Origin of the sequence: Mesobacillus selenatarsenatis SF-1 (assembly GCF_000813125.1) — a bacterium.
Classification (GTDB): Bacteria; Bacillota; Bacilli; order Bacillales; family Cytobacillaceae; genus Mesobacillus; species Mesobacillus selenatarsenatis.
Genome location: NZ_BASE01000019.1, coordinates 70,485 through 95,894, shown reverse-complemented (window position 1 = coordinate 95,894; position 25,410 = coordinate 70,485). Strand labels below are relative to the sequence as shown.

Annotated in this window: 21 protein-coding genes; 19 read left to right on the top strand and 2 right to left on the bottom strand. The window is 37.4% G+C overall.

Annotated elements, in window-relative coordinates; genetic code table 11:
- The first annotated feature begins 105 nt into the window (after nt 1-105).
- The 8 genes from TY49_RS04910 to TY49_RS04875 all read left to right on the top strand — a co-directional run bounded on the left by TY49_RS04910 (nt 106) and on the right by TY49_RS04875 (nt 8,448).
- Nucleotides 106-1,089: a LacI family DNA-binding transcriptional regulator gene (locus TY49_RS04910; RefSeq protein WP_084135381.1), complete on the top strand. Its 984-nt coding sequence runs from the start codon at nt 106-108 to the stop codon at nt 1,087-1,089.
- Nucleotides 1,090-1,207: 118 nt separating this feature from the next.
- On the top strand, nt 1,208-2,659 hold the full coding sequence (locus tag TY49_RS04905) for a sucrose-specific PTS transporter subunit IIBC (RefSeq protein WP_041964779.1): 1,452 nt from the start codon (nt 1,208-1,210) through the stop codon (nt 2,657-2,659).
- Between the two features lie 141 nt (nt 2,660-2,800).
- Nucleotides 2,801-4,321, top strand: coding sequence for a glycoside hydrolase family 32 protein (locus TY49_RS04900; RefSeq protein WP_041964778.1), 1,521 nt, complete (start codon nt 2,801-2,803; stop codon nt 4,319-4,321).
- Complete coding sequence (locus TY49_RS04895) at nt 4,296-5,276, top strand: carbohydrate kinase family protein (protein WP_041964777.1); 981 nt, start codon at nt 4,296-4,298, stop codon at nt 5,274-5,276. Before TY49_RS04900 ends, TY49_RS04895 begins: the two co-directional genes overlap by 26 nt.
- 269 nt (nt 5,277-5,545) lie before the next feature.
- Nucleotides 5,546-6,022 carry a CarD family transcriptional regulator gene (locus tag TY49_RS04890; RefSeq protein WP_041964776.1) on the top strand — a complete coding sequence of 159 codons (477 nt, stop codon included), beginning with the start codon at nt 5,546-5,548 and terminating at the stop codon, nt 6,020-6,022.
- Nucleotides 6,023-6,965: 943 nt separating this feature from the next.
- Nucleotides 6,966-7,166 (top strand): cold-shock protein, encoded by a 201-nt coding sequence (locus TY49_RS04885; RefSeq protein ID WP_026694123.1) that lies wholly within the window; start codon nt 6,966-6,968, stop codon nt 7,164-7,166.
- A gap of 235 nt (nt 7,167-7,401) precedes the next feature.
- Nucleotides 7,402-7,725 carry a ribonuclease E inhibitor RraB gene (locus TY49_RS04880; RefSeq protein ID WP_232310375.1) on the top strand — a complete coding sequence of 108 codons (324 nt, stop codon included), beginning with the start codon at nt 7,402-7,404 and terminating at the stop codon, nt 7,723-7,725.
- Nucleotides 7,726-7,740: 15 nt separating this feature from the next.
- Complete coding sequence (locus TY49_RS04875) at nt 7,741-8,448, top strand: M48 family metallopeptidase (protein ID WP_041964774.1); 708 nt, start codon at nt 7,741-7,743, stop codon at nt 8,446-8,448.
- A 317-nt stretch (nt 8,449-8,765) separates the two neighbouring features.
- Here TY49_RS04875 and TY49_RS04870 read toward each other — a convergent pair whose 3' ends face one another.
- Nucleotides 8,766-9,254, bottom strand: a complete 489-nt coding sequence (locus TY49_RS04870) for a helix-turn-helix domain-containing protein (RefSeq protein ID WP_041964773.1) — start codon at nt 9,252-9,254, stop codon at nt 8,766-8,768.
- Nucleotides 9,255-9,400: 146 nt separating this feature from the next.
- Here TY49_RS04870 and TY49_RS04865 point away from each other — a divergent pair, with 146 nt between their 5' ends.
- From TY49_RS04865 to TY49_RS04840, 6 genes are all read left to right on the top strand, one after another.
- Complete coding sequence (locus TY49_RS04865) at nt 9,401-10,699, top strand: MFS transporter (RefSeq protein WP_041964805.1); 1,299 nt, start codon at nt 9,401-9,403, stop codon at nt 10,697-10,699.
- Between the two features lie 35 nt (nt 10,700-10,734).
- The gene (locus TY49_RS04860) at nt 10,735-11,709 is read left to right on the top strand and encodes an ornithine cyclodeaminase family protein (RefSeq protein WP_041964772.1); all 975 of its coding nucleotides are present in this window, start codon (nt 10,735-10,737) and stop codon (nt 11,707-11,709) included.
- Between the two features lie 406 nt (nt 11,710-12,115).
- Nucleotides 12,116-12,883 carry a hypothetical protein gene (locus TY49_RS04855; RefSeq protein WP_041964771.1) on the top strand — a complete coding sequence of 256 codons (768 nt, stop codon included), beginning with the start codon at nt 12,116-12,118 and terminating at the stop codon, nt 12,881-12,883.
- Between the two features lie 12 nt (nt 12,884-12,895).
- On the top strand, nt 12,896-15,352 hold the full coding sequence (locus TY49_RS04850; protein ID WP_041964770.1) for a DEAD/DEAH box helicase: 2,457 nt from the start codon (nt 12,896-12,898) through the stop codon (nt 15,350-15,352).
- Between the two features lie 184 nt (nt 15,353-15,536).
- Nucleotides 15,537-15,842 carry a nucleotide pyrophosphohydrolase gene (locus tag TY49_RS04845; protein WP_041964769.1) on the top strand — a complete coding sequence of 102 codons (306 nt, stop codon included), beginning with the start codon at nt 15,537-15,539 and terminating at the stop codon, nt 15,840-15,842.
- A gap of 665 nt (nt 15,843-16,507) precedes the next feature.
- Nucleotides 16,508-18,208, top strand: a complete 1,701-nt coding sequence (locus TY49_RS04840) for an ATP-binding protein (protein WP_041964768.1) — start codon at nt 16,508-16,510, stop codon at nt 18,206-18,208.
- Nucleotides 18,209-18,490: 282 nt separating this feature from the next.
- Here TY49_RS04840 and TY49_RS04835 read toward each other — a convergent pair whose 3' ends face one another.
- Nucleotides 18,491-20,134 (bottom strand): DUF2075 domain-containing protein, encoded by a 1,644-nt coding sequence (locus TY49_RS04835; protein ID WP_041964767.1) that lies wholly within the window; start codon nt 20,132-20,134, stop codon nt 18,491-18,493.
- A 173-nt stretch (nt 20,135-20,307) separates the two neighbouring features.
- On the opposite strand from TY49_RS04835, the gene TY49_RS04830 reads away from it, so the two are divergent.
- The 5 genes from TY49_RS04830 (at nt 20,308) to TY49_RS04815 (ending at nt 25,030) form a co-directional block, all read left to right on the top strand.
- Nucleotides 20,308-21,393: a hypothetical protein gene (locus TY49_RS04830; protein ID WP_041964766.1), complete on the top strand. Its 1,086-nt coding sequence runs from the start codon at nt 20,308-20,310 to the stop codon at nt 21,391-21,393.
- A gap of 131 nt (nt 21,394-21,524) precedes the next feature.
- On the top strand, nt 21,525-21,647 hold the full coding sequence (locus TY49_RS25375) for a hypothetical protein (protein ID WP_269745709.1): 123 nt from the start codon (nt 21,525-21,527) through the stop codon (nt 21,645-21,647).
- Between the two features lie 963 nt (nt 21,648-22,610).
- Nucleotides 22,611-23,429 (top strand): hypothetical protein, encoded by an 819-nt coding sequence (locus tag TY49_RS04825; RefSeq protein WP_041964765.1) that lies wholly within the window; start codon nt 22,611-22,613, stop codon nt 23,427-23,429.
- A 233-nt stretch (nt 23,430-23,662) separates the two neighbouring features.
- Nucleotides 23,663-24,181: a hypothetical protein gene (locus tag TY49_RS04820; protein ID WP_041964764.1), complete on the top strand. Its 519-nt coding sequence runs from the start codon at nt 23,663-23,665 to the stop codon at nt 24,179-24,181.
- Nucleotides 24,182-24,199: 18 nt separating this feature from the next.
- Complete coding sequence (locus TY49_RS04815; RefSeq protein WP_041964763.1) at nt 24,200-25,030, top strand: SEC-C metal-binding domain-containing protein; 831 nt, start codon at nt 24,200-24,202, stop codon at nt 25,028-25,030.
- Nucleotides 25,031-25,410 lie beyond the last annotated feature (380 nt).

Genomic DNA, 25,410 nt, shown 5'->3' with positions numbered 1-25,410 from the left:
GTGTTCTGGGGGTTATTATGTAAATCAGAAGAAGCGTCCCCGTGTTATAATGAAAAAAACATTGTCTGGACAAGTGGTGCCGGGCTTTTTGGAGTGAATGTAAGTATGACGACGATTGCGGATATTGCTCGTTTGGCAGGTGTGGCGAAGAGTACGGTTTCCCGATATTTGAATGGGGGATCTGTCGGCGAGCAGACGATGAGGAAGATTGAGCGAGTGATTGGGGAGACGGGTTATTCTCCGAATACTTTTGCTCAGAGTCTAAAGGCGAAGAAGACGAATATCATTGGTACGGTCGTTCCTCGTCTTGATTCTTATGCTACTTCAAAGACATTGATTGGGATTGATGAGAAGCTGCGGGAACTGAATTATCAAATGTTCGTATCCAATACAAGCCAGGATTTGGACCGGGAAATTGAGAGTCTGTACAGTTTGGCGAAGCAAAAAGTTGCGGGAATCATTTTGCTCGCGACAAAGGTGACCGAGCGGCACCTGGAAACGATTCAGGAAATCGGCATTCCTGTTCTGCTTGTCGGGCAGCAGCATGAACAAATCTACAGCCTGATTCACGATGATTTTGAGGCGGGGAAGGCAATTGGCAGGTTCATGGCAAAAAAAGGGCATAAGCAGATCGCTTATCTAGGTGTCTCGGAAGAAGATATTGCGGTAGGGGTCAAAAGGAAGCAAGGCTTTGCCGGGGCGATAAAAGAAGCTGAAGAGGTTAAGGTCCGTTATTACGAGACGAGCTTTAAAATCGGTGACGCGTTAGAAAAAGTTCCTTCTATTTTAGAGGAATTTCGTCCTACTGCAATTGTTTGTGCCACCGATAATATAGCGATCGGCGCCTTGAAAGCTGCCTATTCGAAGGGGCTGAAGATTCCAGAGGATCTCTCGATAACTGGATTTGGCGGGTATGAGATCACTGAGATGCTGAATCCTGGACTGACCACGGTGCAATTCTTTTACAAGGAAGCCGGGGGAATGGCTGCAGATAAAATCGTCCAACTCGTGAATGAAGAGGAAATTCAGATGTTGAGTGTTTCCGATTTTAAAATAATTGAGCGAGAAAGCGTTGACATTTTGAGTTAGCTTGCTATAATAAAATTAAATTAATGGAACCGGTTCCGCGAATGAACCGGTTTTAAATTACCGTAGTTTGGAACCGGTTCCAAACGGACCGGTAAGACCAAATAAGGGAGGATTTACAATGAACTACCATGAAGTAGCCAAAGAAATACTGACTGCCCTCGGTGGAAAAGAAAATGTGTCAGCAGCAGCGCATTGTGCAACCCGCTTGCGCCTGGTATTAAATGATGAGTCCATCGTGGATCAGAAAAAACTCGATGAAATGGAAGCGGTTAAAGGAACCTTTTCGACTGGGGGCCAATTTCAGGTCATCCTCGGTTCCGGGATTGTGAATAAGGTATATAAAGAACTGACGGAGCTGACTGGATTATCGGAAATGTCCACTAAGGATGTGAAGGATGCGAGTGCGAAGAAACTCAATCCAATCCAGCGTTTTGTGAAGATGTTATCAGATATTTTCGTGCCAATCATCCCGGCGATCGTGGCCGGCGGTTTGCTGATGGGAATCAATAATCTACTGACAGCAAAGGATTTATTCATCTCAGGAATGTCGCTTATTGAGGCTTATCCGGAAATGGCTGACTTGGCGGCCCTGATCAATACATTTGCAAATGCTGCATTCGTGTTCCTGCCCGTTTTGATTGGTTTCTCGGCAGCACAGCGCTTTGGGGGAAATGCTTATCTTGGAGCGGCACTTGGAATGCTTATGGTCCATCCAGATCTATTGAATGGCTGGGGCTATGGTGGCGCACTGGTCAATGGCGAGATTCCGGTGTGGAAGTTTTTTGGATTTGAGATTGAAAAAATTGGCTATCAAGGGACCGTTCTTCCTGTATTAGTTGCTTCTTTTATCCTGGCAAAAACAGAGAATTTTTTACGAAGAGTGGTACCATCTGCTCTGGATAATCTTCTAACACCATTATTGACAATTTTTATCACGGGCATTTTAACATTCACGGCGGTTGGACCGATTACCCGTGCAGCGGGGAATCTGCTTTCTGACGGCATGATCTGGCTGTATGATACGACGGGCTTCATCGGCGGTGCACTATTTGGCCTCGCTTATGCGCCAATCGTTATTACGGGTATGCACCATAGCTTCATTGCGGTGGAGACACAATTATTGGCCGATATGGCTAAAACGGGCGGTTCTTTCATATTTGTCATCGCTGCTATGTCCAATGTGGCGCAGGGAGCAGCGACTTTGGGAGTTTTAACCGTTACACGTGATAAAAAGCTTAAAGGAACAGCTTCTGCAGCAGGAATCTCTGCTTTACTCGGAATTACGGAACCTGCGATGTTCGGTATTAACCTGAAGCTAAGATATCCATTTATCGGGGCGATAACTGGAGCAGCGATCGGGTCGGCATTTGTCACCTTTTTCAAGGTAAAAGCGGTCGCTCTTGGTGCAGCTGGTTTGCCAGGGGTCATTTCCATCAGCCCAGCTTCCATCCTTCCATATATCATTGGCATGGGGATTGCGTTTGCAGTGGCATTCGTGGTCACGATCGTGCTTGCCAAAAGGGATGCAAAGAAGATGACTAACAGTGGGGCGAAAGACGCCGCAGCATAAAAAATGTAATCAAAGCTATTCGAATAACGTTTTAACATAAAAGGATGACCAACGGTGATTTGAAACGCTACAGTATAAAAAACTGATGAGGGGGAATCGGATGATTCTCCTTTATCGTTTTCATTCAGGAGGAAGAACATCATGGAATGGACGAGAGAAAGCAGATATACCAAGATGGAAGATGTAAGCCAGGAAGATCTGGAAATATTGAAAAATAAAGTGGATGCAAGTCCGTGGCGTCAAAGCTACCATATCCAGCCGGAAACGGGGCTATTAAATGACCCTAATGGATTTTCTTATTTTAATGGGGAATATCATTTATTTTATCAATGGTTTCCGCTCGGTCCCGTACATGGCTTGAAATATTGGTATCATACAAAGTCTGAAGACCTTGTCCATTGGGAGAATGTCGGAGTTGGCATCACGCCTGGAGACTATTTTGACAGCCATGGAGCTTATTCCGGCAGTGCAATCGAACATGACGACAAGCTGTATTTAATGTATACAGGGAATACTCGCGATGAAAACTGGGTCCGTCATCCTTATCAGTGCCTGGCCGTGATGGGCAAGGATGGCTCGATTCTTAAAGCCAGCCCAGCCATTGACGAAGTTCCCGAAGGATATACCGATCATTTCCGTGATCCGAAGGTCTGGAAGGAAGATGACCGCTTCTGGTCAGTCATCGGCGCGCAAAGGACAGATGAAACAGGCTGTGTCGTTTTATACAGTTCAACTGATCTCATCCATTGGCAGTTTGAAGGAGAGTTAAAAACGAAGCTAGATTCGTTCGGGTATATGTGGGAATGCCCGGATTATTTTGAGCAGGATGGACACGGAGTACTTATTTTTTCCCCGCAAGGAATCGAACCGCAGGATGATTCCTATCAAAATATTTATCAATCAGGCTATCTCCTGGGCAAGCCGTTGAATCTGGATGATAGACTTTTCGAGCATAAAGAATTTAACGAACTTGATTGTGGCTTTGACTTTTATGCCCCTCAAACAATGGAAGATCCTTCAGGCAGAAGGATTCTCGTCGGCTGGATGGGTTTGCCGGAGATTGAGTATCCAACGGATGAACATGGCTGGGCTCATTGCTTGACGATTCCGCGCGAGCTGACGGTCAAAGGAAATAAACTGATCCAGCAGCCGATTCACGAGCTTGCGATTTTGCGGGGAAAGGAAGAAAAGGCAACGGGTATCCTCAGGGATGAGACACGGACGTTTGAGGGATTTAATGGAGTTACCTATGAAATGATTAGTGAGTTTGATAATGTCGATGCTTCTGAGTTCGGGGTTGAGATCAGGACGGGTGAGACGGAGAGAACAGTGATTTCCTATGATGACGCAGCGCGAAAAGTAGTGGTGGATCGAAGTGAATCTGGTGAAGCTTTTGCAGAGAAATATGGTACGACTCGAAAATGCAAGGTGGAGTCAGGCAAGATCAAGTTCCATCTATTTGTAGATGTCTCCTCTGTCGAGCTGTTTGTGAATGACGGCGAAGAAGTTTTTACCTGCCGCATTTTTCCTGGAGAGGGCAGCGATGGGATCCGCTTTTTCGCAAAAGAGGGAACTGCCCGTTTCGAGGCGGTAAAATGGGATTTTCAAGCTGAGATGGGAAAAGGAAGTGAAGCCAATGGGCATGCTGTATTCAATCGGTGAAGTTTTAATTGATTTCATACCACAGCAAAAAGGAAAGGCACTGAAGGATGTTGTGACCTTTGAGCGGATGCCTGGAGGTGCACCGGCGAATGTGTCGGCAGCGGTAGCCAGGTATGGCCAGGCAGCTTCGATGATCACGAAGGTAGGTGAGGATGCTTTTGGCGACTTTTTGATCGAACAATTGGAGGAGGCTGGCGTCAGGACGGACATGATCGTCAGGACGAAGCAAGCCAATACCGGGCTGGCCTTCGTTTCCCTTAGAGAAGATGGAGAACGCGATTTCTCCTTTTACCGCAAGCCATCTGCAGACTTACTGCTGGAAGAAATAGAACTTGATGCCTCTTCATTTGGAAGAGGCGATATCCTACATTTTTGCTCAGTCGATCTAGTAGAAAGTCCGATGAAGCAAACACACCGGAAAGCAGTTAACAGCATGAAGGAGCAGGGCGGAATCATCAGCTTTGATCCAAATGTAAGGCTGCCGCTCTGGGACAGCGCAGAAGATTGCCGCAGTGCGATTCTTGAGTTCCTGCCAAGTGCCCATATCGTGAAGATTTCCGATGAAGAGCTTGAGTTCATAACAGGCATCCAAGATGAACAAGAAGCAATCCAATCCTTATTCCAGGGCGATGTCCAGGCGGTCGTTTTCACCAAAGGAGCCAAAGGAGCCGACCTGTATGTCGGAAAAGAAAAATATGGATCTAATGGATTTACGGTTAAAGTTGAAGACACCACCGGCGCAGGAGACGCCTTCATAGGAGGCTTCCTGTATAAACTGCTTGAACTCGGGGCGACATCCGAAAACCTGATCGAGTTATTGCATGACCAACACGCAGACATTCTGCGGTTTGCCAATGCAAGTGGAGCACTGACGACCACCAAGAGAGGTGCTATTTCCGCATTGCCGACTAGGGATAAAGTTGATAGGCTGATAAAAACATTTCGCATCCAATAGGATGGGTAAGGAAGCTTTAGGAAGCATGGGGACGTTTTTGCCCTGTGCTTTTTTTGGATAAGAGGGGACGGTTCTTCCGTTTCAGCAAATGGCATATTTTAACAATTTATGAAACGCCAGAACCGTCCCTGTGTTTCTGCTTGAATCTAATTGTTTTTACTTTTTCTAATTTTAAAGAAAAAGTAGTTGACACTAAAAATAAATTTATGATATTATTAAAAATTTGATAAAAAATAAAATGAATGTTAAGGTTAAGAAGGTTACCAAATATGGAGGTGGATTATTTGTTCCAAGTTGACGATAACATTGTTTATCCAATGCACGGAGTAGGTATAATAAAAGCTATAGAAGAAAAGGAAATCTCAGGGGAAAAACAACAGTATTATGTCATAAAAATGTTAATCGGTAATATGCAGGTCATGATTCCTGCGGGTAAAATATTGAGTTCAAATATACGACCTGTTACTGACATAAGTGCATTAAAACACATCATTAACATTTTTCATCATGGAGAATCTGATCGATTACTGCCGTGGAAACAAAGGTATAAAGTGAACACGGACAAAATAAAAACAGGTAAAATACAAGAATGTACTGAAGTTGTACGTGATTTAATGCGTATGAAGAAAGAAAAAGTACTTAATACAAGCGAAAAGAAAATGTTAGATAACGCACATAAATTTTTGATTAGTGAACTGGGATTAATTAAAGGGATTACTGAAAATCAAATAAAAAGTTTCTGTTAAGTTTTCTTTAATAAATTTCCCGCAAATAACCTGCATTTTTTATTGAAAAATATCTTTTCCAAGACATTCAACTTCTCCAACTCACCTTTAGAACATTTACCACTTTTGTTTTTTCTACAATCTAATCCATTTCTATTACTTGAATTTCCTATACGAATGTTTGAAGTTTCATTTAATAACCCGATAAAATAGTTACTTGATTTTTGCAATCCTGATTCACACTGGCACGGACTAGGAGCCGTAAGGATGAAAGAGAGGTAGGGCTTTCATTGTTTTAGGTATACACTCTATTATTTAAGTCATTATTTTAAGAAGAAAAAACAATCAATCTCACCTCTATCTTTAAGGATTTTTTGCATCTACTGAGACAGTGAATATCAATTGTTTTGCTTCCTTGCGTAAAAGAGAAAAACGAATGGGTATCACCATATGGTCCACTACAAAAAGGGAGTGAAGCATCAATTCGAATAGATCAGTCAGAAGAGAGAATTCATTTTAATGAATAGCTGTTTCTGAAAAATTGTTGTTATAATCCTAAAGCCGATTTTAACGTGGTAAAACGCTATATTGTAGGTCGGTATCAAGTGTGCAATCTCTTTTCTCATAATAAGCTTTCATTTTGTGAGGAAACATAGGTCATTCCATCCTATTTTTGTAGTCAATAGCAACAAAGTTTGAGAAAAGAGCCCAATAAATAGTGATATCAACCTAAAAGCAGAGGGATTCAGTTTTTGAATCCACTGCTTCTTTTATTGCGATCGACTTTCATCGCAGTTGAACCGTAACGTTCTCATCCTACTAAAGTCCCTTGCAATTTTTCCTAAATCTTGTTATTCTTAGGTAGAATTATTTTTGTTCGGTGTAAAGTTCGACTCTTCGTTCTAATGATCACTTTGGGCAAGGATAGTAATACAATGTGCATTAGCACTAGGAGGCAACAAACATGGAACAAGGTACAGTTAAATGGTTTAACGCAGAAAAAGGTTTCGGATTCATCGAGCGCGAAGGTGGAGAAGATGTATTCGTTCATTTCTCTGCAATCCAATCTGAAGGCTTCAAATCATTAGACGAAGGTCAAAAAGTTACTTTCGACGTTGAGCAAGGTGCACGTGGACCTCAAGCTGCTAACGTTCAAAAAGCTTAATTTTGATATAGCATACCGAAACAGACTCCAAAAGGGTCTGTTTTTTTATTTTCAAAAATAAAGCAATAAAAAACCCTGCTCAACGAACGAGCAGGGGCATGGTACCGGTAAGTAAAAAATTTAAAGCAAAAGGTTATTTACATTATAACACAACAATCTCATAATCAAATGATTAGCAGAAATTTAGCAAGTGCATGATAATGACAACATAGAAGGCACACAAATGGAGGAATGGATGATGAAATTTCCAAACGACGCGGATGGAGAAGCATTGCGCAGTTTGTTTAATGAAGGTGTCAGTTTTAAAAAGCCGCAGCCAGTCGAGTTTTTTATAGCTGTGCCGGATAAGGCAACTGGGGAGAAGCTTCTGCCCGTATTGAAGGAAGAAGGCTTTCATGGCTTACTCGATCAGGATGATGAGACAGATGAGTGGGCTTGCAGTTGCTCGAAAAAGATGCTCCTTAACCATAGCGAATTAAAAAAAGTGCAGGAAAAGCTGGATAAAATAAGCAAGCCTTACGGCGGCCATTCTGATGGCTGGGGCGTATTTATAGATTAAAATGCAGGTGATGACATGCTTCATACATTCTTAGGTGAAACAATCGGGTATGATTTGATTTATAAAAATCGGACAACAATCGGCATTTATATGGATTTTTACGGCCATGTCGAAGTCCACGCTCCTAAGGGGACCTCAGATGCAAGTGTGCTTCAAATCCTAGAAGGCAGATGGGACTTGATCCTGCAAAGGGCGAAGGAAATGAAAGAGCGGGCCTCAGCCGGTAGGGAAAAAGAGTACGGACCAGGCGGACAATTTCTATATTTGGGGCGGCTCTATCACATTCTGATTTCCCAGGATGCAGATATCGAAAAAGACAATGCCGTGTTCGAGGCTGACAAGCTCCACGTCTATGTGAAAGAGCAAAATGAAGAGAGCATTAAACAGGCTTTGAAGCGATTTTACTATCAGCAGTGCAAGGCATTAGTCGAAAAACGGGTTAAATTTTATCAAAGCGAATTCAAAATAAAGCCGCGCTCGATTCGAATCACGGACAGTAGGGCGAACTGGGGAACGTGTGATTCCATGAGGAATTTGACATTCAATTGGAAGCTGTCCATGGCACCAATGGAAGTGATTGATTATGTTGTCGTCCATGAAATGTGCCATATGGTCCATATGAATCACGACCGTTCATTTTGGCGGCTTGTCGGAAAAATCATGCCTGAATATGAACGGTATGAGCGCTGGCTCGCGGTGTCGGGGTGGAGGATGGAGGTTTAGTGTAGCGGGGGTGACAGATCCTCTCAGCGGAGCAAAAAACTTCAAAAATATTATCCTTATACTAAAAAGGGATAGATGAGTATTCTTTTCTGTTGGAATCGGTAAGTTACATCATCCCCTTCCTCATGTTTATATTCATACTGGCATTTAGAAAGAAGCTTGCTTCCAACAAAGTATTCCCGGAGCAAAATCAGATACATTCTATGTAATGTTCCACCTTGGAAACGTGGGGACGGTTCTTCCATTTCAGTGGATAGCATATTGTAACAATTTATGAAACGCCAGAACCGTCCCTGTGTTTCTCACCGTCCGTGTGTTTATCTGGATGAGACGACGAGGAATCTGATCGTTTGATCTGTATGGTTGTACCAATAATGCGTTTCGCTGGAGGAAAAGAACCAGGATTCTCCTTGTTGCAGTTCAATCATCTTTGTTCCTATTTGCAGTGTTAAGGTTCCTTCTATTACATAGACAAATTCATGTCCGCTGTGTGAAAAGGGTTGTCCGTCACTTTGGTTTGCGGGGAGAGTGACGAGTATTGGATGAAAGTCCGGGTTTGGGACTTGTTGTGTCAGGTCTTGATAATGGAATGAAGGTTCACTCATAGGTTCATTATTACTTGGAAAAAAGGTACTTGGATTGACGCCAAGAACTTCGGATATTTTTCGAAGCGACTCTAGTGTTACGCTGGACTTCCCGCGCTCTACTTGTGATAGAAAGCTGATGGAAACACCGGCCCCTTCTGCAAGTTCCTTTAAGGTCATTTTCTTCTCTTTACGGATTTCCTTCAGTCGTACACCGATCATAAAACTCCCACCTTCCTAATTACCATTTTTATCTATAAAAGAAGTTTGTGTCAATTTGAACAAAGTTGACAGAATATTAACCATTATCTAAAATTTAATTGAAGTACTACTTCAATTTTAAAAAGGAGGAAGGGAAAATGCAACAATTGGATAAGAAAACGACTTATCGTGTATTGATTGCCAGCCTTGTTGGCAGTTCCATTGAATGGTTTGACTATTTCTTGTATGGAACAATGGCCGCACTTGTATTTAACCAATTATTCTTTGTCAACGAAGATCCAACGGTAGGATTGCTACTCGCGTATGCATCGTTCGCACTTTCGTTTTTCATCCGGCCATTTGGAGGAATTATTTTTAGTCATATCGGTGATCGAATCGGCCGGAAAAAGACACTCGTTTTAACATTGAGCTTGATGGGTGCTGCAACATTCGCAATGGGGATCTTGCCTACATATCAAGCAATTGGTGTAGCTGCACCAATCATTTTGATAACCCTTCGTCTGATTCAGGGACTTGGAATCGGCGGGGAATGGGGAGGAGCTCTGCTGCTTGCAACTGAGTATGCTCCGCCAGAACGCAGAGGATTCTTTGGTTCTATTCCACAAATGGGTGTAACGATCGGAATGGTGATGGGTACACTCGCTCTTTGGCTCATGAGCTTATTGCCGGAGCAGCAATTCATGACATGGGGCTGGCGCGTGCCATTCATCTTTAGTGCATTGCTCGTTGTCTTTGGTTTATGGATCCGAAAAGGAATCGATGAGACACCAGAATTCAAGGATGTTCAGCAAAAAGGTGAAATTCCAAAGCTGCCAATCGTCGATACACTTCGATATTACTGGAAAGAAGTGCTGATCACCATCGGTGCGAAAGTGGTGGAGACCGCTCCATTCTATATTTTCAGTACGTTCATTGTTTCCTATGCGACAAGTACTCTAGGATTCAGCCGCTCTGCAGTGTTAGGTTCCGTCATGATTTCAACCGTCATTACGACCATCCTTATTCCAATCATGGGAAGTCTGTCAGACCGAGTGGGCCGTAAGAAAATGTATATCGCTGGAACATTAGCGATGATGGCTTTCGCTTTCCCATACTTCTGGATGATTCATCAAGGCAGTGTACTCATGCTGGTTTTGGCGACGATTATCGGCCTGGGGATTATTTGGGCTCCGATTACGGCAGTACTTGGAACAATGTTCTCCGAAATCTTTGATGCCAAGGTTCGCTACACTGGGGTCTCACTAGGATATCAAATCGGGGCCGCAGTCGCTGGTGGTACAGCGCCGCTGGTTGCCACTGCGTTGCTCGCATCATTCGATAATTCCTACATCCCAGTTGCACTCTACATCATGTTCACTGCAGTGGTGTCACTGATTGCCATCTGGGCAGTGAAAAGCCGCGTGGAACCAACTGTAGTTACTGGAAAAATTAGCTCGGCCAAATAATTGGCCGAGTTTTTTCTTAAAAGGAGAGATTCTATATGCTTATACTGAACGAACAACTAATCCAATCCATCTATAAAATCGAAGATGCCATTCGAGATGTCGAAAACATGTTGGTGGCCATTCATGAAGGACGTGTCGAAAACCCTCATCGGACAGTACTGAATGTCCCGGAACGCAACGGATCGGTTCTCTATATGCCAAGTTCGGATGGAACATCAATGGCAGCAACCAAAATTGTCTCGATTTTTCCTGATAACAGCTCAGCTAATCTTCCGACCACACAAGGAGCCATCTTACTCACAGAACTCGAAACAGGAAAACATATGAGTTTACTGTCCGCTTCCTATCTGACACGATTGAGAACCGGAGCATTAAGTGCTATTTCAGCCCGCCATCTCGCCAGGCCCGACAGCCAAGTGCTGACCGTCATTGGCACAGGCGGAATGGCGTTCGAGCAAGTACTAGGAATCGTGAACGTGCTGCCAATTCAAGACATCTATTTAATTAACCGTACGGTTGAAAAGACATATGCATTCGGAGAAAAGCTAAGAGAGGCAGGTGTGACAGCGACTATACATACTGGAGTCGACCGGAACGAAGCCGTCGCCCAGTCCGATGTTATTTGCTGTGCGACCCGGTCAACAGAAGAAGTATTTGATGCCAATTATGTAAAAGCAGGCACACATATCATCGGCGTAGGCAGTTACTTACCCGACATGCGTGAAATCCCATTAGGTGCGATTGAAAAAGCAGCATTGATCTATGCAGATGATTATGAGGGGATGAAAGCAGAAGCGGGAGAATTTATTGACGCCGTACAACAAGGGAAATGGTCATTTGAGCAGCTTTCTGGGACATTAGCTGAACTTCATGGGAATCCGGTTGAGCGTGGAGTTGAGGATATTACTATTTTTAAATCTGTTGGGGCGGCTCATTTTGATTTGGCTGTGGCTAAGGGGGTTTTTGAGAAGGCAGAGGAAATGGATGAGGGGGAGGAGATTATTTTGTAATTGGTTGGACATAAGGAGGAAACCCAAGTTCTTGCATTTTATGGTGCTCTTTAAGAGATATGGCTGACCAATATACTGAATGGAATTCTAGAGTAGATAACAAAGCTCAATTAAAGATAAATTTCTAAAGAAGTATTGAACAAGCAGAATTTTTATAAAAGTATTGAAAACTCATCACGGTTTGTAAGCACCTATCTGTTAAAAGTGGGTGCTTTTATTTTTGGGGATGTTATGAGTTGAAGTAAATCCCTATGAATTAAAACCAAAAGTTGTTTAAGGATAATATAAGAAAGGACATTTTAATTAGTTGGAAAATGGATATATGTAAGTGGATAAAAATGGTTTTATGGTATTATTAAGATAATAGATAATTCGGAAAAAATTAATAATAAGGCGAAGTGATACTATGGAAGCAACAGTTGGCATATTTAATGCTGAATTCTTCAAAAAAGAAAAATTTGAAATTCATATAATTGATGTTGAAGATTATACAGGGGAATTCCTAGAGTATATTAATAGTCACTTTGTAACAATATGCGAAGGTGATAGTGGAAATGAAATAGAGACTGTAAAGCAGAGAGCTAGGCAGTTTTTTGAGAGTAAATCTGAAAATACAAAAATGGGTGGAGTCGCTGAGTTCTTTGTTCATCTATATCTAATGCATCAAGGGTTTAAACAAGAATGTACTTTTTTTAACCTAGAGGAAGGGTCGATTAAAAAAGGGTTTGATGGTTATTATTCTAAGGACCAGACAGAGTGGATTATGGAGAGTAAATCTGGTAAGAAAGATAGCCAAAGTAGCACACATTGGAACAAAGTAAAGGTAGCTTATGATGACCTAACTAATAAATTCAGTGGGAATGTAAAGAATAACCCTTGGCAAAATGCATATAACCATGCCTCAAATATCGATGTTGGGACAAACAGGAATATAAGAAATAATATTAAACAATTATCAAATAACTTTACTAATAAAATATTTTCTTCTATTAACGAATATAACATTATACCTGAATCTACCATTTTCCTTAACGATCAATGGGAGAATTATAATGTTCATGAACTTAAAACAAATATAGAAGAGGTTGTTTCTAAATTTGAATACAAGGATATTATTGTAATTTGTGTTACGAAAAAATCAATCGAATTATTTTTGGATTTTTTAGAATCCTAAAGGAGGATAGTTATGAATAGTACTGAGAAAACAACTTTAACAAATATAAATAAGATAGAGGAATTTAGAGAGATTATCAAAAAGCTTACAATAAATGAGCAACTAACTAGTGAAGAGAAGAGTTATATTCTAGGTTGCGCAATCTTATTCATGAAGCATTATGAATTAGATCGACGTTACAAGAGCTACTTGGATATTGCATATTATATCATATTAAAATATTCAATTACCTATGAAGACTATTTACCTTTATATGATTTTTCTATAAATTTTGGTTATTATCCTATTGCAAAAGATATTATTAATTATAATTTACTTGAAGAAAAATTAAGTCTAAATGATAGTTTAATGGAAGTGAAGATTGATAAGTACAAAAAACAAAACTATATTGAGACATTACAACAGAAAAAGGCCAGAAACAGTCTGCTAAATGATAATTCTCAAGAAGTTAGTTATATTGCCCCAACATCATTTGGGAAAAGTTCTCTCATTATTGACCATATAATTCAAAATAACTCCAGAAATAATATTGGAATAATAGTTCCAACTAAATCTCTATTAGTACAAACATATAGAAATATACGACAATCCAACCTTAATAGAAGAATAATTATTCATGATGAAATGTATCAAGGTGATGAAAAATTTATAGCTATTTTCACTCAGGAAAGAGCTTTAAGATTATTAGACAAACATGATATAAGTTTCGATTTATTGTATATTGATGAAGCACATAACTTATTCGGCAAAGACCCAAGAAGTATTTTATTATCTAGATTAATAAGGCGAAACAGAAATCTTAATCCTAATCAAAAGATAGTTTATTTATCTCCTCTAATTTCTGAAAGTGATAATTTAAAGCTAGACAAGCAACAAGAGATTAGTGAACAAAAGATTTCAAATAATCTAAAAGAACCTGAAATATTCGAATATAGATCTTGGAATGAAATTTTCAAATACAACCGGTTTGTAAATGCGTTTTATAAACTTGATTTTAATGGAGATATGTTTTCATATATTACCTCCCAGAAAGGGCAAAAGAATTTTATATATATTAGGTCTCCAAAAAAAATTGAAATGTTTGTCAAAGAATTTATTAATAGAGTAGATATAGTCGATGATCCTGATTCGAGCATTCAAAACCTTAAAGAAGAATTGAGCGATCTTGTACATAAAGACTTTTATATGATTAATTTGCTTACAAAGGGTATGGTTTATCTCCATGGGAAAATGCCTGATATTGTTAAAGAATATCTAGAGTTTAAATTCAAGGAGATCAATAATTTAAAATACGTAGTTGCAAACTCAGTTATTTTAGAAGGGATAAATTTACCTATTGATACATTATTCATTCTAAATACACATAGTTTGACCGGAAAAAACCTTACAAATTTAATTGGAAGAGTTAACAGACTTAATAATATTTTTAATGGTTATTCAAACCAATTGCATAAGTTACTTCCACAAGTTCACTTTGTAAACAATGATATTTATAACCGGGCCAATGGGAAAATGGAAAATAAGATAAAAGCTCTCAGAAGTAATATATTTGATGATAGAATTGAAAATCCGACTTTGGATTCTTTTAACTTAGAAAATTTAAAAATTGAAAAACAAAGTAAGCAGGCAGCGGAGGAAAGGTTTAGGTTAATAAAAGAGAATGAAGACTTAATAATGACATCTGGAAATGACAAAAATGGTGAATTGAAAAGATATTTAATTAATTCTGGTTTAGAGAATGTTTATGATACTACAAATTCACAATTTTTAACAAGATTACATGATCAGATACAAACAGCTGCCAACGGAAATATAGAAAATTGGCCGGAGTTAACTATTATAGATAAAATATATACTGTGTTTGTAAAGGATGTTAGTAACTATATAAAAGATTATGCGTTTTTACGCCTAACTAACGAACATGCAAGAAAATACTATAAGATGTACCTTCAAGTTAATAGGACCAACTCATTAAAGGAGAATATAACATTAACCTTTAATTACTTTAAAAAAAGAGTGAGGGAAGGTAATAGTCTTTTTTACATGGGTGCTTCTTATGGAGAAGTAAGAAGGCAAACTGGGAATTACGATGAGAATAGTAAGGAAGTCTATGTTGATTTATCTCGGAAATCTGATTCAGAAATAATTAATCTAGCGATTGTTAAACTAAAAATTGAGGATGATTTTGTTAATTATCATCTAAATAAACTAGTTGTTGCACTGTATGATTTCTCACTAATAACTCAAGATGAATATAACCTTGCTGTTTACGGGACTAACGATGAAAATAAAATAAATTTGATTAAAACTGGGTTGTCTTTGAGTCTTATTACAAAGCTTCAAAAAGATAATCAGCTTAATAATATCTCATTAGATAGCAATAACAACTTAAAAACTAATCCAGCTTTTGAAATCTATAAGAAATCGATGCAAGGTTTTTATAGATTTGAGCTCGATAAATTCCTATAAGAAATAGGGAGGCACCTGAACGTTTCTAGCGTCTCAGGAAGATATTTGTTGAGTGGTCAAATCCAATATAGGGCTTTGGCTCTTTTTCTATTCGAAATTTTTAACAATACTCTTCTCAACATTAAGAATGATAGAATCAAATTAGAAACTTACAAATTAAGTAAACCACTGGAGGGACCTGGCTATGGATAAGATCCGCGAAATAATCCTAAACTTCCGTGACGAACGCAGCTGGAAGCCTTATCACAATGAAAAAGATCTTGCGATTTCAATTTCTCTGGAAGCAAACGAATTGCTTGAAAACTTCCAATGGAAAAGTAGCGAGGAAGCGGTCCAGGATTCAAAGCAGAATATAAAAGAGGAAATGGCTGATATTTTGATTTATCTTGTTCAGTTGGCTGATAAGTTGGATATTGATCTTGAAGAGGAGGTTTTGGAGAAGATGAAGAAAAATGCGCTTAAGTATCCCGTGCAGAAGGGGGGAGGGTAGTTGATCGTTTATGAGGCTACGACGGATGAGTTCTTGAAGGATGGTTTTGATGATGAGCTGGTGAATAATAATGTCAGCAATTATAACAGCAAGATTGGCTGGATTAATGAGCGGTAAGTTCAGTCTTGGGAAAACTCTAAGCAATATATGTATAGGGTGTTGAGTGACAGCGAGATTCCTAAGGATGCTTGTGTTGCGATTGAGTTCAAGATTCTTCATACTTCGAAGCGGGTGGTTTTTCTCATTTCTGGTTCGAATCAGAATGCACGACTGCTTAGTTTAAAGTGTGGACAAGAGGTAGAGCGGCATCTTTATAACCAGATTATGGTTATTCAGTAGGAATGAATAAGGAGAGAGATCCGAGGGTGATGGAGGAGAAAGAGAATTAAGATAACTTATATTCTCCATAATCGCTAGCTAGTTGAAATATAGCAAACTGTCCCCTTGTTTACCGCAACCTTTATGACTAACTGTTTGATTAAATAGAAGGGATATAAATAATTACATATTGAATGAGTGCAAAAGTACTTCTGAACATAAATACTTAATCGTATAAAATTGCTTTAATTCTAAACAAAAACTCAAGAAATTATTATATAACAAGGTGAAAATGAATTTTGGATGAAGTTGCATTTTAATACTTAACAATTTTTAAGGAGATTCGCATGAAAATAAAATCAATTAATTTAGAAAAACATCCAATCTTAGGAGACTTCAATCTAAATTTTTGTGATGCCAATGGTCTTCCATTTGATACAATTCTACTGGCTGGGGAAAATGGAACGGGGAAATCAACTCTATTAAATATTATTTATAATTTCCTAAATTTACCAATCCCCAATAAAGTATCCCATGAAAAACAAACTTTCGTTTTTGAAATAAATAAAGAAGAATTAGATACCCTCTATACTTCTGAAGATTTCAAAAAAAGAATGCAAGGCTTTAGCCTTACAAATGAACTAACAGTTACAATTGATCACTCCAATGTTAATAATTGGAATTCAATAAAACCGAGTATTTCTCGTGAAGGAGGTACTCCAATTGAATTTTCTGGTTTTATTTTTTCTCAAGGAAGTGCCAAAACCATATTTAAGAGTGTTTTTTCAGATGTAGAAGTTAACTATACACCTGGCCAAATAAGAACTACTTCTTCCTTAGATGTTGATGTTGCAACCCAATTAAATGTTAAATCATCTTCAAATTTAGCAACTGAAATTACCCAATTGTTAATTGATATTGAAGCTCTTGATAGTAGTGAGTTTGCAGAATGGGCCGGAGATAATCTAGATAAAGTAGTTTCTGAAGGTATTAGAGACAAACGTATGAGTAGATTTAAGAATGCTTTTAACTACATGTTCTCTAACAAAAGGTTTAAAAAAGTATTAAATACACCTGAAGGAAAGATGGTATTATTCGAAGAGCATGGAAATGAAATTTCATTAAATAATCTAAGTTCAGGTGAAAAACAAATAGTGTTTCGTGGCAGCTTTCTTCTAAAGGATAAATTTTCTACTCAAGGAGCCGTTGTTTTTATAGATGAGCCCGAAATAAGCTTACATCCTAATTGGCAATTAAAAATACTAGATTTTTATAAAACACTTTTCTTAAATGAGGATAATATTCAAACTTCACAATTAATTGTAGCCACCCATTCACCATTTGTGATTCACAATAAAAATCAAGAAAAAGATAAAATTATCATTTTAGGAAAAAATGAATCTGGAGTTTATGTACAGCAAGAACCCACTTTCTATGGATGGACCCCAGAACAAGCTATTACTCAAGCCTTCGATATCCAGTTAGATTATGAAAGAGATAAATTAGTGGTGTTTGTTGAAGGACCTACAGATGAAAAATATATTAACAAAGCATTAGAAGTGTTTGAGAAATCGGATCTACCTGTTATTGTTCAATGGGTGGGTAGAAAAGATGTTGCTGGAGATAAGTTTACAGGGGATTCAGCATTGAATCATACAAAAGAATATGTATTATCTAATGCCAATATTTTTAATAATAAATTTTTACTTTTATATGATTCAGATACCAACACGAAAGATATGGATTTTGAAGAGGCGAATCTCTATGTACGTAAATCACCTAAAAATGAAGAAAATGAACTCTTTAAAATTGGAGTAGAGAACTTATTGACACTGCCTTCTGATTTTCCAAGTAACGACTTTTATATATCGAATGAAAAAATTGATGAATATGGTGGAAGTACATTTACTAGAAAACTGAATAAAGTTGCATTATGTGAATGGGTTTGTAATCAATTGGATAAAGATCAACAAATAATATATTTAAGTAAAATAGAAAGTGAAATTATAACCATAATTGAAGAGGTTAATAATAAAAAACTCAATTAAACCAAATTAATTTGAAATTGTTATCGACATTTTTCTGTTTTATTTTTTCAATGATAGACCCATATTCTTAAGAATCCTTTGTAATAAGTGGAAAGCTTTATAGGGAAATGAGCATATCTTGGGGGGATAAGTGACAGGTTCAATCAAGAGGCTGCTTTGTTGGTTTTACGATAAGAAGTTCTTTAGGGAGATGACGATAGGGTCGGAGGATATAAGCAAGTATAATAAATAAGAAGGAAGGCTCTATTTTAAATAAGCCTTCCTTTTTAAAATTGAATGTGACTAATGCCTTTTCCCTTCCGATTCTAACTCAAAAAGTCTTTCTCGTAGCTTTGGGTCAGTAGCATAAATATATAAACCATGTATGCCGCGCTTCATAAGAATATTAATAGAATTCAAAACGATTTCTTCTTTTACTTTTAGGTTTTCCTCATCTGTTAAATCCTTTCTGGTACGAAAGGCCTCGGTATCTTTATATTTTGCAACATCAATCTTCAATCGATCGTTTTCCTCATCATAACCAATAGATGGTCCTAAAACGACTCCTACATAGTTTAAATCAAATCCTTGAACAGTATAAATGGAGCCAACTTCTCTAATAGTATGGGCTTCTTCTGCCCAAGTTGTATTGTCTTTAGTAATATTCCAAGGCATATTTAACCCGTCTTCATCAACATAATATATTTCTCCATCTTTCTTATGAAGATAATCAAAAGTTGAAACGATACGAGAGAGTCCGTGTTCCTTATTTTTATCCAGGATTGCCTGTTTAAATTCTTTACTGTTTTGAGCTATTTTAATTTTATATTTATCGTCTTTATTAGGAATCGGTAATAACTCCTTTGAAACAAAATGATCAATCCAGTTTATTACCTCAGGACCAGCGTTTATTCTAAACTGGTTTGTCAATTTGAAGGTTTCTGCATTATGCATTTGAGTGATTTCTTCTAACAAATTATTATTCCAATAACTTTTAATCTTCAACACTTGTTTAGGGTCGAAAATGACGACGGATATTTTACTGCGTTTAATAATTTCTTCAAGTTGATTATCGTATCTGAAATTATTATAGGAATCTTCTTTGCTTAGAAGTAGGTGTGCCTCGTCAACTAAAACAATATCAGCGCTGCTGGATGTTTTGTCCATTGTGTTAATGAAGGGTGTAGGCTTTGAAAAGTTTTTCTTTTTTAAATTTGGTAAGCTAAACGCAATGCTTTGATATGTTTTTATCATTTCCGTATGGTTGACCAATAAGAAGTTTTTAGTACTAGCTAACTTGGAACTAGCATCATTAGAGAAATCTTGAATAGTGTTAAATAGTGAGCTTAGCAAGACGCTTTTACCTGTCCCAGCATCTCCTTCAATTAATAAAACATGATGGCCTGGCTGATCAATGTTCCTCTTGCAAAAATCAATAATCTTGTTCTTAATCTCAAGTTGTTGTTCGGAAAGAGCTTTGTATGGGGACAACTTGAAAATGTCTTTATTCCTAAGGTGTTCGATTGTTTCAAATGCGATTTTCTCTTCTCGAAGTTTCTCCCAAACTTTTTCGAATAAGACTTCATTGTAGTATTCCTTTTGATAATAGTTATGCATTTGAGTTCTAACAGTTTGACTGACGTTTTGTAATTTGTAGTGATTATCTGCAATAAAATAATTGATGAGATTAGTTTCAATATTATAAGTAGCAGATTGATTAAATTCTTCATGGCCAATCAGTATCGTGTTGTCAAACACTGAACGCTCTGGATTGCTTAAATGATCTTTCATGCGCCGTGAAGCATGGACTGTTTGCCCAATATATGCTGTTGGACGTTTTTTATTATAAAGTATATAAACAATGGGATAATTGTTTATATACACTGATCTAATCTCATTTAAATTACTACCACTAAACATCCTCTTTTCAAAAACAAGCTCCTTCATACTTTTTCTCCCATAATATCCAGTTTTTTTATATAATATCATAAAGGATGAGAAGGTTTGCTAAATAAGCATTGATTTTCTTAAATAACTATCCAATGGAATCTTTCTCGAACAGGATTCAAAAGTTGTAATACAGCAGTGCAAAAAATAGATTGGCGGGTGAAGTTACACTTATGAATGACCAACGAGAGCTAGATCAATTGTTCGGTAAAATAGCGGTAAATTATAAAAGTGTTACTGATAAGGAGTTAACTAGATTAGTGCAATTAATTAACTATAAATATTCAGGTAACGATTTAATACTGAACCTTTTACAAAAGAGCCAATTAATTAAATCTACTGATCACATTACTAGAGCTACGTATGAATTAACTAAGAGGAAGGGAATTGTTGATACGTCTTCAAAGCATTATATTCTTACAAACCTATACAAAGCGAGGATTGGTTTAGAATCAACTTCTCGCAAGGAATTATTCATTGAACATAATTTAGTGGTAGAAGATGAGATTCATTTTAGAGGTACATATATAAGATTTAAATTTTGTGTTTTTGAAGGAGAGACAACATTGCTTCTTAAACATATATATGGATTCAGAAGTATTACTAATTTTATCGAACAAATACTAAAAGAAATTGAACTTAGTTATTTGAATGATGTTGGATTCAGCATAATCCGTGATAACATCTCAATTTTTTATAGAGATATTATTATTGATGGTGTGCCAATAGAATACTGTAAAGTTACTTTGAAAGAAGGATTAAAAAATCCGGAATGGACATTGATTGATAGCAGTTGGTATGAAGATATTTGGGACTCTATAGGAGAGAATGAAAGTTATATTGAAGAACCAGTTTTTTTAGAGAAGAACCAACAATATACTGGTTATAAAAAAGTTAAGGAGATTTTTAAGACGGCAAAAAAGAGTATTCTATTAATTGACCCTTATATTGATAACACTTTGTTTACCCTAAGTGAAGAAATAGACACTAAGATTAAAATTAATGTTATAACGGAAAAGTTTCAAGGTGACTCTAAACTTGTATATGATAAGTATAAAAAAGAACATAATAATATAGAAATACATGCAACAAAAGGTAATCATGATAGATTCGTTATTGTTGATGATAAGTGGGTTTATTTATTTGGCTCTTCCATAAATTCCTTAGGGAACAAAGCTACAACCATTATTCCAATAGAAAGTGAGCTTATTAGGAATAATATTATGAGCTATTATAATGAGGCCTGGCAACGCATATGAAGAATCTAGTTGGAAAAATCTTAGCAGGAAAAGGGAGAAGATACTAGTTCCATTTTTGCTCACTTGATATAATAGAATGTGTGTTCGAGGTTGTTGAGGACACAAAATTACTCTTTATAGGAGGGAGCTTAATGGCAAAGCATTCCGGTGGGAAAGTTGGAAAAGCAGCTAAAACACTAGCTACTTCAAAATCTAAAAAAGAAAAGAGTAAAGCAGCCAAGATCTTAAATAAACATAAAGAAAAGATGCATTAATTTAGTAATATTTAGCCTGATTTATCTTTACCAAAAAGTTTAATACTTGAATACCAGGCAATTTGCAGGCAAGAGAGATTTTGAATCGACTCTTGCTTTTTTTTATTTCCTTAGAATGAAATATGGGAAGGTTCTTAAGTCTAGTAAAAAGTGAAGATATAAAAATTCACCAGACAACGGAACCGTCCCGCTATCTCCCTTGATATTTAAGACGGGAATTTTTAATGGTTCCTATTCTTATGTTCTTCTATTTCCGAATATAAATATAAATACCCCAAGCTAGTGCACCTAATGAAATTGAATCGTTGATGCGTTGTCCGATTCCTGACATGGAAAGATCAAATGTAGCACCGCATCCGCCCGTGAAAAAACCTGGAGCTATTTCCTGGATGCAACTTTCAGGGTTAACACCCTTTAAAAATGCATCTAGGTCTGAGTTTAAATTTAATAGACCGCCGACGCCAGCAAGTTGTGTAATCCAATAATGTATCCCCCTTAATCATTAAAAACATACTCTACTATTTTAACCGAATATGGGTATGGTTTCCATTAGTGATTGGATAAAGGATAAACAGAAGCAAGAAATAGTAAAAAATAAGTTTAGTCTATATAAACTAATACAAACTAATACAAACATATTGAGAGACCTAGGGAAGGCTACAGCGTCTCATTCAGAAGTCGAAATGAAATGTTAAGTTGTCAAACGGGTCTGAAGTTGAACTAGCCCTTGGCTATTATAAGTTAGTAATTAGCAACTTCCAAAGTTTAAGTGAATCATCAAATATCCAAAGGAGAACGATAGGCAGTTCACCTGATTATAGTATTTTTTTTGCCCGAACCATCCAACTTTCCTCAAAAAGTTCGCATCTAACTGTTCACAAAACCGCCACAATACTCCGCGTACCACCCTGTCCTTTCCACCCTCTCATCCATATATAAAGGGTGAAAGGGTGGTGCATTAGCATGACAATTAAATCGGCGGTTATTGAGAGTTTTGCGGAGTATTCGCAGTTTGGTTCTTTGAAGGAGTTTAACAATCATTTTGAGATGTGGATGGCGGATAAGAAGCGTTTTTTCAGTAAGAGTGAGTTGATTGGGTTGAAGCGGCTGGCTCGTTTTGCTGCGAAGGTTCCTGGGGTGGCTAATGCCAAGATCGGGACGGTTTTGAAGGCGATTTATGAGGAGTATGGGGAGATGGGAATTTCCCGTTCTACTTTTAAAAGGATGATCCTGAAGGCTAGTGAGATTGGTATTTTCACTGTACATGAAACTGCGCGCAAGAACGGCTCACAGTCTAGCAATCTGTATGTATTCAATCGTTTTCCGATGAATGAACTACCGGATGGCGATCAATTGAGCCACCAATATAAAACTATCATTCCTTCTGAAACTAACATTAAAAAGAATAATAAACGTGAAGAAAAGGCTGCTGATGAAAAATCATCCGAAATCACAGAGGTAAAACCCGTTGCTGAAATAGCACCTGAAGACCATCTTTTTGTCAGTGACCGGGTTCCTAGCGATTTCGTCAATCTTGTAAAATACTTCTACCCAACTGCAAAATCAATCGAAGAATTCTGGAGGATGAGCATGGTCGCTGCCTACCGTAACAACTATGAAAAAGAAACAGATCTCCTGTTATCACTGTCCCTTGACTCCTTCAAGCAGCTCGTCCGGAAGCTGAAGTCGAAGGTGGAAGTGAAGAATCCGATCGCTTATTTTACCGGGATTCTGAATAAGAAGTTCCAGGAGCGTTACTTTGAAGAGCTTTATGATCTGTAGGTTTGTTGAATTAATACAAAGTTTTCTCAATGGATATGAGGGCGGTATGTCAATTAAAGATTCTATCACTGCGTTTTCAAGACAAACAGCAAAATAGTACATCATTTGTTATTCCTCAGTTGCAAAAGTTGAATGAAGCAGCAATATTGAACATACAGAAATTGTATTTATTTGAAACCTTATTATAAACCAATCGTATAGTCTAGTATTAAAATTTCTAGGAGGATTCTAATATGTTACATGAAAGCCATAAAACAAAAGAATTAAAAGTTAATGATGTCAATTTATCCTTTTCAGAGATATATCGAAAGCCTTATTTTCCCCATGAGCACGAGGAGAGCATTAAAAAAGCCAATTTATTATTATTACCTTTTGAAGGTATGAGGGGATTTGAAAAACCAGTTTTTCCAGAAGAGACAATGTCATTCTATAATTATATTAGGGAGTATGAAAATAATGAACTGATTCCTGATATTTGTATTTCCGATCAAGATTACCATGAGCTTGAATTGCATGCCGACTTAATTACTCTACCCTTATTACTATTAGATAAGGTAGTATTACCAATTGCTATAGGTTTAATTACTCATTACTTAACCCAAAAACAGGTTGCGCGGAAAAGAGATTTAAAAGTTAAGGTAAATGTAACTGTTGTCGATGGAGATAAATCAAAAAGCCTGTCTTACGAGGGCGATGTTGATCAATTCGAAGAGACTGTAAAGGCAGCTAGTGATAATCTATTTAATTCATGAATTAAAGGGGACAGTAGAATGAATTTTGAAGAGATTAATAATTATTTGCAAAACTTTACTGGAACAGAATTGCGGAAAGATATTCCGGATCTTCTTTCGCATCTAAAGAAAGAGGCACTAGATAATTCTGACCAAGATTTAGCAAAAAATATTTGGTGCCTAGAACAAGTTTATATAGTAATAGCTCATTACTTAAATGCATTCCGACATCTACATGAGAAAGACTTTTTCGAAGCATGGTGTCAGCTTGATAGGGCTGAAATTGAGTTATCTTTTTTGAGGAGACACTTTGATTATTCCGGAAACAAATATAATTTGGGGATAATTGAAAATCACGTTCTCCAATTACAAAAAATGTTTCCTTATCAATATTTTTTCAGTAGAGAATCGGTAGTAAAAAAATGGTATTGCTCTATTTGTAATGAAGAAATTTCTTTAAGAAAGTCATGTGGACATAAAGTGGGGGAAATATACAACGGTGAACAATGCTGTAGAGTTGCAGGCGATATTGAATTTTTAGGGATTGCTTTGGTCACAGATCCATTTGATAAATACACAGTTATTTTCCCAAAAGGTTTGGATTATAATTATTCTATGTTAGAGAGTTTGATGGTCAATTTCAAAGACCCTTTTCAAATTTGGGAATTATCGATCACAAAAAAATTAAAGGTGGAGTATGAAGGGGCAGGAAAAAATCGTCCCTGTATTTGTAACTCAGGTAAAAAGTACAAAATGTGCTGTTTGAAGTCGGGTAACGATTTATATGATCATTACCATATAAATTTTTTTGTAGATGCCCCAACTACCATAATTCCTGTATCTGAACAATTTGTTCATACTTGGAAGTAGAAAATAGTTATTCATAATATAAAGCGGCTAAGGCCGTTTTTTTATTTTGACTATAAAGAAGCGGGTATACTCCTGTATTTATATTTGATTACCTGAAATTAGCTATAACACGATTTTTCATATGATGGCTTTAAAATACTGATACTAGATTAGACAATCCTTTTAATCTTATCTATTGAAGAAAATTTGATTATCATAATTGATATAACCCTTGTTAAATGGGATTCATATCCTTTTGAATCGTGAGAACTTCCATCAACTGAGATGGTTAGCCAAGCTTTTTCGCGGGACAAGGAAGCGGTTTTCATTGTCTCGTAAAATGCTTGGAGACAGTGACGCTGTTTCTGGGTGTCAGGGTTTCTAGAACTCCAATCCGTTAC

Excerpts from the sequence above, each read along its gene's own strand:
- TY49_RS04820 (WP_041964764.1), top strand. The coding sequence starts at position 23,663 with ATGTTACATGAAAGCCATAAAACAAAAGAATTAAAAGTTAATGATGTC.
- TY49_RS04845 (WP_041964769.1), top strand. The coding sequence starts at position 15,537 with ATGGATAAGATCCGCGAAATAATCCTAAACTTCCGTGACGAACGCAGC.
- TY49_RS04835 (WP_041964767.1), bottom strand. The coding sequence starts at position 20,134 with ATGAAGGAGCTTGTTTTTGAAAAGAGGATGTTTAGTGGTAGTAATTTA.
- TY49_RS04830 (WP_041964766.1), top strand. The coding sequence starts at position 20,308 with ATGAATGACCAACGAGAGCTAGATCAATTGTTCGGTAAAATAGCGGTA.
- TY49_RS04895 (WP_041964777.1), top strand. The coding sequence starts at position 4,296 with ATGGGCATGCTGTATTCAATCGGTGAAGTTTTAATTGATTTCATACCA.
- TY49_RS04885 (WP_026694123.1), top strand. The coding sequence starts at position 6,966 with ATGGAACAAGGTACAGTTAAATGGTTTAACGCAGAAAAAGGTTTCGGA.
- TY49_RS04860 (WP_041964772.1), top strand. The coding sequence starts at position 10,735 with ATGCTTATACTGAACGAACAACTAATCCAATCCATCTATAAAATCGAA.
- TY49_RS04870 (WP_041964773.1), bottom strand. The coding sequence starts at position 9,254 with ATGATCGGTGTACGACTGAAGGAAATCCGTAAAGAGAAGAAAATGACC.
- TY49_RS25375 (WP_269745709.1), top strand. The coding sequence starts at position 21,525 with ATGGCAAAGCATTCCGGTGGGAAAGTTGGAAAAGCAGCTAAAACACTA.
- TY49_RS04825 (WP_041964765.1), top strand. The coding sequence starts at position 22,611 with ATGACAATTAAATCGGCGGTTATTGAGAGTTTTGCGGAGTATTCGCAG.
- TY49_RS04840 (WP_041964768.1), top strand. The coding sequence starts at position 16,508 with ATGAAAATAAAATCAATTAATTTAGAAAAACATCCAATCTTAGGAGAC.
- TY49_RS04900 (WP_041964778.1), top strand. The coding sequence starts at position 2,801 with ATGGAATGGACGAGAGAAAGCAGATATACCAAGATGGAAGATGTAAGC.
- TY49_RS04850 (WP_041964770.1), top strand. The coding sequence starts at position 12,896 with ATGAATAGTACTGAGAAAACAACTTTAACAAATATAAATAAGATAGAG.
- TY49_RS04855 (WP_041964771.1), top strand. The coding sequence starts at position 12,116 with ATGGAAGCAACAGTTGGCATATTTAATGCTGAATTCTTCAAAAAAGAA.
- TY49_RS04875 (WP_041964774.1), top strand. The coding sequence starts at position 7,741 with ATGCTTCATACATTCTTAGGTGAAACAATCGGGTATGATTTGATTTAT.
- TY49_RS04905 (WP_041964779.1), top strand. The coding sequence starts at position 1,208 with ATGAACTACCATGAAGTAGCCAAAGAAATACTGACTGCCCTCGGTGGA.
- TY49_RS04815 (WP_041964763.1), top strand. The coding sequence starts at position 24,200 with ATGAATTTTGAAGAGATTAATAATTATTTGCAAAACTTTACTGGAACA.
- TY49_RS04880 (WP_232310375.1), top strand. The coding sequence starts at position 7,402 with ATGATGAAATTTCCAAACGACGCGGATGGAGAAGCATTGCGCAGTTTG.
- TY49_RS04910 (WP_084135381.1), top strand. The coding sequence starts at position 106 with ATGACGACGATTGCGGATATTGCTCGTTTGGCAGGTGTGGCGAAGAGT.
- TY49_RS04890 (WP_041964776.1), top strand. The coding sequence starts at position 5,546 with ATGGAGGTGGATTATTTGTTCCAAGTTGACGATAACATTGTTTATCCA.